The sequence below is a fragment of the Microbacterium sp. genome, from assembly GCF_029263575.1.
Classification (GTDB): Bacteria; Actinomycetota; Actinomycetes; order Actinomycetales; family Microbacteriaceae; genus Microbacterium.
The window spans coordinates 1-3,689 of sequence record NZ_JAJUFV010000221.1 but is presented as its reverse complement, the minus strand read 5'-3'; the positions used below and the strand labels follow the sequence as shown (position 1 = coordinate 3,689).

Sequence of the window (3,689 nt, the reverse complement as noted above, 5' to 3'; positions counted from 1 at the left end):
GCCGAGTTGATCTTCTTCGCGATGTCGGCGTCGTTGGTCAGGATGAAGCCCGAGCGCGGGCCGCCGATCGTCTTGTGCACCGTCGACGAGACCACGTGCGCGTGCGGCACGGGGTTGGGGTGCACGCCCGCGGCGACGAGCCCGGCGAAGTGCGCCATGTCGACCCACAGCAGGGCGCCGACCTCATCGGCGATCTCGCGGAACTTCGCGAAGTCCAGCTGACGCGGGTACGCCGACCAGCCGGCGACGATGACCTTGGGCTTGTGCTCGAGAGCGAGGCGGCGAACCTCGTCCATGTCGACGAGCGAGGTCTCGGGGTTCACACCGTACGCGACGATGTCGTAGAGGCGGCCCGAGAAGTTGATCTTCATGCCGTGCGTGAGGTGGCCACCGTGGTCGAGCGAGAGCCCGAGGAGGGTGTCGCCGGGGCGTGCGATGGCATGCAGCACGGCCGCGTTGGCGGTGGCGCCCGAGTGCGGCTGCACGTTGGCGAACTCGGCGCCGAACAGCGCCTTGACGCGCTCGATGGCCAGCGACTCGGCGACGTCGACCTCTTCGCAGCCACCGTAGTAGCGGCGGCCCGGGTAGCCCTCGGCGTACTTGTTGGTGAGCACGGAGCCCTGCGACTGCAGCACCGAGACGGGCACGAAGTTCTCGGATGCGATCATCTCGAGGAACGTGCGCTGGCGGTTCAGTTCGCGGTCGAGGACCTCGGCGATCTCGGGATCGACCTCTGCGAGCGGGGCGTTGAAGTGCGGATCGGTCATGTCGTCCTCGTTTCCTCAGAACTCGTTCGTTGAGCACGTCCGCTGAGTGGACGTGTCGAAACGCGTGTGATGGATGTCATCGGCCCAGGCGCGCGGTCGAATTCCGTAACGGTCGCTCCCCGGTGGTGCCCCACCCAGACGCCAGTCGCGACGTTTCGAGCTTAGCGGAATTCCTGTTATCCACAGTAACGATCTTCCCTGGCCCTGCCCGGGCGGAGCAGGTAGGTTTTGTTCATGGTCTTTCCCATTGTTCCGCAGCCATCAGTCATCCGCTCCGGTCCCGGAACGTTCGAGGTGACGGCGAGCACGCGCATCGTGGTCGACAACGACGGCGATGCGGGCGAGGCCGATGCCGCGGCATCCGCTCTTGTCGATGCGGTCGCACAGCGCACCGGGCTGCGCCTGCAGGTCGCAAAGGAAGCCGCCGACGGCGACATCTTCCTGCATCACCGCCGGGCAGACGACGAGCGCTACACACTGGAGATCGGCGACACGGCACACGTCGAGGGGTCAGCCGCCGGGCTGTTCTACGGCGTACAGACGGTGCGCCAGTTGCATACGGCAACGGAATACGGGTGGACGCTTCCTCGGATGATCATCATCGACGAACCCCGCTACGCATACCGCGGAGTCATGCTCGATGTCGCGCGCACCTTCCTGGATGTGGCCGCGGTGAAGGGCTATATCGACCGCGCCTCGTCGTTGAAGTTCAACCGTCTGCACCTGCATCTGACCGATGACCAGGGCTGGCGCATCCAGATCGACTCTCGCCCGCTGCTCACCGAGCTCGGCGCGACGACCTCGACGCTGGGTCGGCCGGGCGGCTTCTACACGAAGGAAGATTTCCGCGAGATCGTGGCATACGCCGCCGCACGGCACATGGTCGTCGTGCCCGAGATCGATCTGCCCGGACACACGCACGCGATCGGGGTGGCCTACCCCGAGATCGTCGAAGCCCCCGTCATGAACGACGTGCTGGTCGAGCAGGCGCGCGAGCTCGACCAGCCTCTGCCGGTCGCCGGCGAGCCCTACCTCGGGTGGGGTGTCGGACACTCGTCCGTGAGGATCCACGACGAGGTGACCTGGGCTTTTCTCGGGGACGTTCTCACCGAGCTCGCCGAGCTCACCCCCGGCCCGTACCTGCACGTCGGTGGCGACGAGGCGCTGGGCACTCCCCCGGATGACTTCAACGCCTTCGCCGAGCGCATCACGGCCCTCGTCGTCGAGCTCGGCAAGACCCCGATGGTGTGGCACGAGACCGGTTCCGCCGTCGTCGCGAACGGCACGATCGGGCAGTACTGGGGAGGCATCGTCCCGACAGACGATCAGGCCGCCCAGGCTCTGCGCTTCGTCGAATGCGGCGGTTCCGTTGTGATGTCGCCGTCGGATGTCTCGTACCTCGACCAGAAGTACGACGCAGACTTCCCGGTCGGTCTGGACTGGGCCGCACTGATCGATCTCGAGACGGCCTACACCTGGGAGCCCAGCACGATCGTCCCCGGTCTGGGGGATGACGCGATCGCCGGCGTCGAGGCACCGCTGTGGACGGAAACCGTTGCCTCGCTCGTCGAACTCGACCAGCTGTTCTTCCCCCGCGCGGCCGCGCTGGCCGAAGTCGCCTGGTCTGCCGCTGGCTCACGCGATTGGGAATCATTCCGTGAGCGCGTGGGCGCACTTGCGCCCGTGTGGGATGCCGCAGGATGGGGAGGGTATCGTCCCGCTGAAATCACCTGGAGCCGCTCATGACCTCGTCTGTGATCCACTCAGCGCAGCTGGTGACCGACGGCACGAGAACGCCGGACGCCTGGGTGCGCTTCGAGGACGGGCACGTGCATGCGACCGGCCAGGGAGCGAGTTGGACGAGCGCCGACACGGTCATCGACGCCAGCGAGCTCGCCGGTGACGGCGCCATCCTGACCCCGGGGTTCATCGATATCCACGGGCATGGCGGGGGCGGAGCGTCCTTCGACGACGGCGCTGACAGCATTCGAACCGCGCGTGCTCTGCATCGCGAACACGGCACGACGCGCGCCGTGGTGTCGCTGGTGACAGCACCGGTCGATGACCTCGCCCGTCGCGTCGCTGAGATCGCCGATCTCATGACGACGGATGCCGACATCCTGGGCTCGCACTTGGAGGGCCCGTTTCTCGATCCTGGGCATCACGGCGCCCACGAGCCATCGCTGTTGCGAGACCCGGCGCTGGCCGAGGTGACGCGGCTGCTCGAAGCGGGACGCGGGACGGTTCGCCAGGTGACGATCGCCCCCGAGCGCCCGGGTGGTTTCGAAGCTATCGACGCGATCGTCGCCGCGGGGGCGGTCGCCGCCGTCGGCCACACCAACGCGGATGCCGCGCAGACAGCACGCGCCTTCGACGCCGGTGCGACGCTCCTCACCCACGCGTTCAATGCCATGCCCGGCATCCATCACCGCGCCCCCGGTCCTGTGCTGGCGGCCGCCGCCGACCGCAGGGTGGTGCTGGAGGCGATCGCCGACAACATTCACCTCGACCCGTTGGCGATCAAGCTGCTCTTCGACGCAGCCCCCGGTCGCGTCGCGCTCATCACCGATGCCATGGCAGCGGCCGGCAGCGCCGACGGCACCTACGACCTGGGCGCTGTGACGGTGACGGTCGCCGATGGCGTCGCGCGCGCTGATGACACCGGATCGATAGCCGGGTCGACGCTCACGCAGGATGTGGCCATGCTGCGCGCGGTCCAGGCCGGCGTCGCGCTGCCCGACGCCGTGCGCGCACTCACGCAGACGCCAGCTGAGGCGATCGGCCTCGCTACGCAGCTCGGGCGCCTCGCTCCCGGTTACCTGGGCGATGCTGTGCTGCTCGACGCACAGCTTCGCGTTCGTCACGTACAGACGGGAGCTGCGCTCGCATCATGAGGGTGAGAGCGGGTGGGCTCTGGCTCTC

At 67.6% G+C, this 3,689-nt stretch carries 3 protein-coding genes and 1 riboswitch; of the genes, 2 read left to right on the top strand and 1 reads right to left on the bottom strand.

Going from position 1 to position 3,689, the window contains the following annotated elements:
- A partial coding sequence (gene glyA, locus Q1J95_RS15190; RefSeq protein ID WP_300269159.1) for a serine hydroxymethyltransferase occupies positions 1-767 on the bottom strand: 767 nt, incomplete at its 3' end.
- 75 nt (positions 768-842) lie between these two features.
- A riboswitch (ZMP/ZTP riboswitch) is annotated at positions 843-926 on the bottom strand.
- A gap of 75 nt (positions 927-1,001) precedes the next feature.
- Between glyA and Q1J95_RS15185 the strand changes: the two genes are divergently transcribed.
- On the top strand, positions 1,002-2,513 hold the full coding sequence (locus tag Q1J95_RS15185; protein ID WP_300269156.1) for a family 20 glycosylhydrolase: 1,512 nt from the start codon (positions 1,002-1,004) through the stop codon (positions 2,511-2,513).
- Positions 2,510-3,661, top strand: a complete 1,152-nt coding sequence (gene nagA, locus Q1J95_RS15180) for an N-acetylglucosamine-6-phosphate deacetylase (protein ID WP_300269154.1) — start codon at positions 2,510-2,512, stop codon at positions 3,659-3,661. The genes Q1J95_RS15185 and nagA overlap by 4 nt, the downstream gene beginning before the upstream one ends.
- The last annotated feature ends 28 nt before the right edge of the window (positions 3,662-3,689 follow it).

Bases quoted from the DNA above. Each gene is read 5' to 3' on its own strand.
- Q1J95_RS15185 (WP_300269156.1), top strand. From the start codon at position 1,002: ATGGTCTTTCCCATTGTTCCGCAGCCATCAGTCATCCGCTCCGGTCCC.
- nagA (WP_300269154.1), top strand. From the start codon at position 2,510: ATGACCTCGTCTGTGATCCACTCAGCGCAGCTGGTGACCGACGGCACG.